Annotated in this window: 7 protein-coding genes; 1 reads left to right on the top strand and 6 read right to left on the bottom strand. The window is 57.4% G+C overall.

Annotation, left to right across the window (positions count from 1 at the left end; translation table 11 throughout):
• On the top strand, nt 1-97 hold a 97-nt coding region (locus C7386_RS09750; protein ID WP_133241578.1), incomplete at its 5' end, for an IS3 family transposase.
• Nucleotides 98-167: 70 nt separating this feature from the next.
• Here the strand turns inward: C7386_RS09750 and C7386_RS09745 are convergent.
• The 6 genes from C7386_RS09745 to C7386_RS09720 form a co-directional block, all read right to left on the bottom strand.
• Nucleotides 168-623: a F0F1 ATP synthase subunit B family protein gene (locus C7386_RS09745; protein WP_110436330.1), complete on the bottom strand. Its 456-nt coding sequence runs from the start codon at nt 621-623 to the stop codon at nt 168-170.
• Between the two features lie 2 nt (nt 624-625).
• The gene (gene coaD / locus C7386_RS09740; RefSeq protein WP_110436329.1) at nt 626-1111 is read right to left on the bottom strand and encodes a pantetheine-phosphate adenylyltransferase; all 486 of its coding nucleotides are present in this window, start codon (nt 1109-1111) and stop codon (nt 626-628) included.
• A gap of 5 nt (nt 1112-1116) precedes the next feature.
• A complete protein-coding gene (gene rsmD / locus C7386_RS09735) occupies nt 1117-1668 on the bottom strand; it encodes a 16S rRNA (guanine(966)-N(2))-methyltransferase RsmD (protein ID WP_110436328.1) in 552 nt (183 codons plus the stop codon).
• Nucleotides 1669-1723: 55 nt separating this feature from the next.
• Nucleotides 1724-3544 (bottom strand): excinuclease ABC subunit UvrC, encoded by a 1821-nt coding sequence (gene uvrC / locus C7386_RS09730; protein WP_116705413.1) that lies wholly within the window; start codon nt 3542-3544, stop codon nt 1724-1726.
• An 89-nt stretch (nt 3545-3633) separates the two neighbouring features.
• Nucleotides 3634-3897 carry an HPr family phosphocarrier protein gene (locus tag C7386_RS09725; protein WP_107632189.1) on the bottom strand — a complete coding sequence of 88 codons (264 nt, stop codon included), beginning with the start codon at nt 3895-3897 and terminating at the stop codon, nt 3634-3636.
• Nucleotides 3898-4136: 239 nt separating this feature from the next.
• Nucleotides 4137-6530 carry an endonuclease MutS2 gene (locus C7386_RS09720; protein ID WP_116705412.1) on the bottom strand — a complete coding sequence of 798 codons (2394 nt, stop codon included), beginning with the start codon at nt 6528-6530 and terminating at the stop codon, nt 4137-4139.
• Nucleotides 6531-6556: the final 26 nt, after the last annotated feature.

Genomic DNA, 6556 nt, shown 5'->3' with positions numbered 1-6556 from the left:
TGAATATCTGGATTACTACAACAACCGCAGGATCAAGGCAAAGCTAAAGGGCTTGCCGCCTGCAATTCACAGACAGCAAGCCCTTTCGGCTGCTTAAACAATTTTTACTTCAAAATATTGTCTAACTTTTTGGGGTCACTTCAAAGGTGACTGCCTGCATTTCGTTTTTACTTTGCGATGCTCTTGAAGCGCTGGCGTGCCTTGCGGACCTCCTCCAGACCGAGAGCTACTGCCTCCTCGGTACGCTTGAGGGTATCCTCACAGTACTCATTGGCCACGCGGCGCAGCTCACGAGCCTGAATCTCGGCATTGCCCTGTACTTCCTTGGCCTTGCGGCGTGCCGCTACGACAATCTCGGTCTCGGAGACCATCTGGCGTGCATCCTCCTCAGCCTGACGGCGGATCGCCTCAGCCTCGCGCTTGCCGGATGCCAGCATCTCACTGCGCTTTGCAACAATTTCCTGTGCCTGCTGCAGATCGTTCGGCAGAGCCTCACGCAGCTCGTCCAGCATATCCAGCATGTGGTCGCGCTCTACGATGCACTTCTCGCCTGCCAGCGGAATGCCCTTTGCGTCCTGCACCATATCATACATGCGGTTAATGAGTTCCTCTAAAGTTGCCATTTTTACTCTCCCTTTCTAATTCGGCGCACAATGTCCTGCATAATCCCCTCGGGAACAAAATCGGCGACACCGCCGCCGTGTACCGCAATATCCTTCACGATCGAGGAAGAGAGGTACATATATTCCGCACTTGTCATCAAAAACACGGTATCCAGCTCAGGGTTGAGCTTGCGGTTGGCAAGTGCCATTTGGAATTCGTATTCAAAATCCGAAACCGCACGCAGACCCTTTACGATGGCGCATGCGTTTTTCTGCTTGGCGTAGTCCGCCAGCAGGCCGTCGAAGGATTCCACCTCGACGTTTGGCAGGTCAGCCGTTGTCCGCTTTAAGAATTCCACACGTTCCTCGGCGGTAAAAGCGGGTTTTTTGTTCTGGTTGTGCATTACCGCAACGATCAGCCGGTCAAACATGATCGACGCACGGCGGATGATATCCAGATGTCCCAGTGTGACAGGGTCAAAGCTGCCCGGATAAATCGCAATTTTCATTTATTTCATTCCGTTTCGCCACTCTGCCGCTGCAGAATGGTAATCATGGTAGCGCCGTAGCGGCGTTCCCGCACGACCGCGAAGCCGTGGGAGAATCTGTCCTCTACTGCACTTTCGCATATTATTATACCATTTACAGAGAGAATGTCAAACGTTTCTATCTGTTTCAGCGCATTTTCTAAGATCACGCCGCCGTACGGAGGATCGAGGAAGATCACGTCGTACCGTTCCCTGCCTGCTTTGGAAACAAATTCCGCTGCCTCCGTGCGGTGGAGCGCCGTCTTATCCTTCACACGCGCACTTTCGACGTTTTTGCTCACGATGCCGTAAGCTGTCTTGTTGTGCTCGACAAAATCGCAGTGAGCAGCGCCGCGCGAGAGCGCCTCAATGCCAAGCTGACCGGTGCCCGCAAACAGGTCGAGCACCTCGGCACCGCGCACATGATCCTGTATCAGATTGAATACGTTTTCTTTTACCCGATCGGTGGTCGGGCGGGTGTTCATGCCGGGCACGGGCTGCAATTTACAGCCCCGCGCAGTTCCGGATACAACTCTCATGGTAGCCTCCTGCTGAAATCTAACTGTTTGAAAATTAGGAATTAGGAATTAGTAATTACTCATTATGAAAAAATTCGTATACGCTCTGTGCCGCATTCCTCGGCAGAATCCTCGCCAGCTCCTGCTCGGACGCCTGCTTGATATTCTCAATGCTGCCGAAGTGCTTGAGCAGGTCGGTTCTGCGCTTATCGCCCACGCCCGGGATTTTATCCAGTGTGGAGCCGCGCACCTTTTTGCCGCCCAGCTTGCGGTTATACTCGATGGCGAACCGATGGACCTCCTCCTGCATGCGGCCGATGAGCGCAAACAGCGCCGGAGTCGCCGAGATGCCGAACTCACGGCCGTCCGGCGCAACGAGGGCGCGGGTACGGTGGCGGTCGTCCTTGACCATACCGAAGCACGGAACTGACAGCCCGAACGAGTCGAGCACCTCCTTGCAGACGTGCACATGACCCAGACCGCCGTCGATCATGAACGCGTTCGGCAGCGGCGCAAACTTCTCGTCGCCGTCCACATAGCGCTGCACGCGGCGCGTGAGCATTTCGCGCATGGAGGCGTAGTCGTCCTGTCCGTTGGCGGCACACGCAATCTTAAACTTGCGGTAATCGCTCTTTTTCGGCTGACCCTCGACAAACACGATCATCGAGCCGACCGTATCCTGTCCGGCGAAGTTGGAAATGTCGTAGGCTTCCAGCCGAAGCGGCAATGCCGCCATTCCGGTGACATTCTGCAGCAGTTCAAGCGATTTATGCCGTCTCTCGGACTGCTTCTCTCTGCGTTCGATCTCCTCGAAGGCGTTTTTCTCCGCGAGGCGGGTCAGCACCCGGCGTTCGCCGCGCTGCGGCACGGCCAGCTCGACCTTGCGCTCTGCGATGGATGAAAGGTACTCGCCCACGGCGTCCTGCTCCTCGATTTCATGCGAGAGCAAAACGGTTTTCGCCACCGCATTGCGCTGCGCATAATACTGCTTGATGAACGAGGAAAGCACCTCGGCAGGGTCGCTCTCGGTGACGTGGAAGAACGTGTATTCCTTATCCTGCAGCGTGCCGGCGCTGTAATGCAGCACGCAGACGCACGCGCGGGTCTGTCCCTGCACAAAGGCGATAACGTCCAGCTCTGCGAACGCACCGGCAACCACATGCTGCCTGGTGCCCAGCTTCTGGATGGCCCGCAGACGGTCGCGCAGCACGGCGGCCCGCTCGAACTGGAGCTCTTCGGCGGCTTCGTTCATCTTCTCGGTGAGTTCACGCTCGAGCTTTTTTGCGTCGCCCTCGAACAGCGAGATCGCCTGTTCGATCAGCGCGTGATACTCCTCCGGACTGACCTTGCCGGTGCATGGCGCACAGCAGCGGCCGAGGTGCAGATTCAGGCACGGCCGGTCCTTGCCGATGTCCCGCGGGAAGGAACGCGCACAGCTTTTGAGGTGCAGTGCTTCTCCGATCGTATCAATCGCTCGTCTTGCCGCACCGCGGCCCATGTACGGACCGAAGTACCGCGCTCCGTCATGTGCAGGCTTGGAGACAATTTTGAAATCCGGGTAGGGCAGCGTGGTGTCCAGCCGCACATAGGGATAGCCTTTGTCGTCCTTGAGCAGAATGTTGTACTTCGGCTTGTACTTCTTTATCATCGAGTTCTCGAGCACGAGCGCTTCAAACTCGCTGTCCGTGACGATGATATCGAAGTCGTCGATATGACTGACCAGCTGGCGCGTCTTGGCGTTCAGCCGTTCGGGCGGCTGGAAGTAGTTGGACACGCGGTTCTTCAGCAGCTTGGCCTTGCCGACGTAAATCACCTTGCCGGTCTTATCCTTGTGCATGTAAACGCCGGGCTGCATGGGCAGCTTGCGCACGCGCTCCTTCAGCTGTTCTCTTGTCATGCGAACTGCCCTCCTTCCCTCAATCATCATTTGCAAAAATAAAAGCGCCGATCAAAACAACCGGCGCTTTTCCCTCAGGACGCGATAACTTAGTCAGTAAAATTGGATGTGATAAGCTCAACCAGTGCGGAAACAGCCTCTTCCTCATCCGGGCCATCAGCGATCAGGTTGATGGTAGTGCCCTTGGTGATACCCAGGGACAGAATGCCGAGCAGGCTCTTCGCGTTTACGCGGCGCTCTTCCTTTTCTACCAGGATGGTAGACTTGAACTCATTTGCCTTCTGAATGAAAAAAGTTGCCGGGCGGGCATATAAGCCTACCTGATTGGTAACCTGTACCTCTTTTGAATACATATCTGCATCGCTCCTATTTCTTCAAATCCGTTGTATATAGTCTATCGCTTTTTTGCATTTTCGTCAAGGCTTATTTCCATCTGCGCCCTTTGCTTTTTAGATGAATTTTTCAAAAAACGTACTAATTTATAGGGCATTATGCCCTATTCACCGGTTTTTGATTCCTGAAACAGGTATTTTTAGGGCAATACCACATAATTCATTAAAAGAAATCTATGCGTAAACTGTGCGGGATTTCCTCAACGCAATTCGACGATTGTTACGCCCTGCTCTCCTTCGCCGTAAACACCACTGCGGACGCTCTTGACGCGCTTGTTTTTCCGCAGATGCTGCTGCACAGCCGTGCGGAGCACGCCGGTTCCCTTGCCGTGGATGACCGTGACAGACGGCAGTCCGGCCATGATGGCGCGCGACAGGAAGTTGTCCACCTCAAAGAGAGCCTCCTCGGCGCTCATGCCGCGCACATCAACCTCGCTTTCCGCCGAGCGGATGTTAAGTTCTCTGCGCGGAGCGTCACGCCGCGGCTGCGGCTTGGGCTTAGGCGTGTTCTTCTTCTCCTCGACGAGGCGCAGCTCGTTCTCCTTGACCGTCATCTTCATCGGGCCGGCCTGCACCTGCACGCCGCCATCCCTGTCCGCCGGAGCGAGCACGGTCGCAATGACGCCGCCGACGTTGAGCAGGCGCACACGATCGCCCTTCTGCACCGAACGAATCTCGTCAGCCTCGACAACGCGCTTCTGGATGCCGCGGCGCTGTTCGTTCTCGGTTTGGGTGATGACACCGCGCAGCGCCGCCTTGGCTGCCGCGAGGTTCTGGTCGGCGTTCTTCTTCTGCGCCTTCTTTTTGAGCGTTTCCAGCTCGTCAAACACGGTTTCCGCCGTCATGCGGGCGTTTTTGAGGATGTTGTCCGCCTGACCGCGGGCGCTCTCCATCATCTTGTCCACACGGTCCTCGGCAGCATCGCGCTCGGCGCGCATCTTGTCGCGCTCGGACTGCGCCGCAGAGCGCATGCGCTGCGCTTCTTCCTTCATCTGCTCGACACGGCGGCGTTCGCGCTCCAGTTCCGCCAGAACGTCCTCGAAGCGGGCATCCTCGGTGGAGACCTGCTCCTTCGCCCGCTCGATGATGGTCGGCTGCAGACCCAGACGAGCCGCAATCGCGAACGCATTCGACTTGCCCGGAATACCGGTCAGCAGACGGTAGGTCGGCTGCAGGGATTTGACGTCAAACTCACAGGAGGCGTTCTCTACGCCGTCGGTGGTCAGCGCGAACGTTTTCAGCTCGGCATAGTGGGTCGTAGCGGCCACGCAGGCGCCCATCTGACGGGCGTAGCCGATGACAGCGACAGCCAGCGCCGCGCCCTCGACCGGGTCAGTGCCCGCGCCGAGCTCATCGAACAGCACGAGGTCGCCCTGCCCGCAGCAGTCCATGATGGACACGATGGTCTTCATGTGCGCGGAGAACGTGGACAGGCTCTGCTCGATACTCTGCTCGTCACCGATATCGGCGTAAACATGCTCAAACAGGCCGATTTCCGACTGCTCGTTCGCCGGAATATGCAGGCCGCTAGCAGCCATGAGCGACAGCAGACCGAGGGTTTTGAGCGAAACCGTCTTGCCGCCGGTGTTCGGGCCGGTGATGACGAGGGTGTCGTAATCATAGCCGATGGCGATGTCGATAGGCACGGCCTTGTCCTTATCGAGCAGCGGATGGCGCGCGCGAAGCAGCTTGCAGCGGCTGCCGTCCTCAACAAGCACAGGTGCACAGGCATTCATGTCGAACGACAGCTTGGCACGCGCAAAGATGAAGTCCAGCGTGGTCAGCGCATCGTAGTCCTGCTCGATGGCGCCCTTGTACATGGACACGCGCGATGACAGCTCCGCGAGGATGCGTTCGATCTCGTTTTCCTCTCGGCCTTCGAGCACCTTAATCTGGTTGTTGATTTCCACGACCTGCTGCGGCTCAACGAACACGGTCGCACCGGTGGACGAGGTATCATGCACCAGACCGGGCACATCGCCGCGGTGCTCCACCTTGACCGGCACAACAAAGCGGCCGTTTCTCTGGGTGATGATATTCTCCTGCAGGTACTTGGAGCGCTCACCGGAGATCATGCGGTTGAGCGTTTCGCGCACCTTGCCGGACACGCGGCGCAGCTCACGGCGGATGCTCAGCAGCTCGGGAGACGCACCGTCCGCGATCTCCTCCTCGGAGATGATGGCGGTCGTGATGGATTCCTCCAGGTCGCGGTTGCCGGAGAGCAGACCGAAAACAGGCGTGAGCGTGGTCTTGGTTTCGTGCTCGGCATCGTACAGCAGCGCACGGCGCGCCGTCTGCAAAAGGCTCGCGACAGCCAGCAGCTCGCGCGGGTTGAGCGTGCCGCCGCGGTCCGCACGGGACAGGATCGCGCCGACCTCTCGGATGCCGCCAAAGGCAGGGCTGCCCTGCCGAACCATCAGGTCCTTCGCGTCCGTGGTCTGCTGCAGCCACAGCTCGGCCTGCTCGTGGTCGTCCAGCGGACGAAGCGCGCGGCATTTCTCCTTTGCCGCCTGCGATGCCGCCTGTCCGGCCAGTTTTTCCAGTATTTCGTAGTATTCCAGTGTTTTAAGGGATTTTTCGCCTAATTTGTTCATTTCAAATCCTCTCAATTATAATTTAG

The sequence above is a fragment of the Agathobaculum butyriciproducens genome, assembly GCA_003096535.1.
GTDB lineage: Bacteria > Bacillota > Clostridia > Oscillospirales > Butyricicoccaceae > Agathobaculum > Agathobaculum butyriciproducens.
The sequence above is the reverse complement of the archived record's forward strand: the minus strand, read 5'-3'. Positions and strand labels throughout refer to the sequence as shown.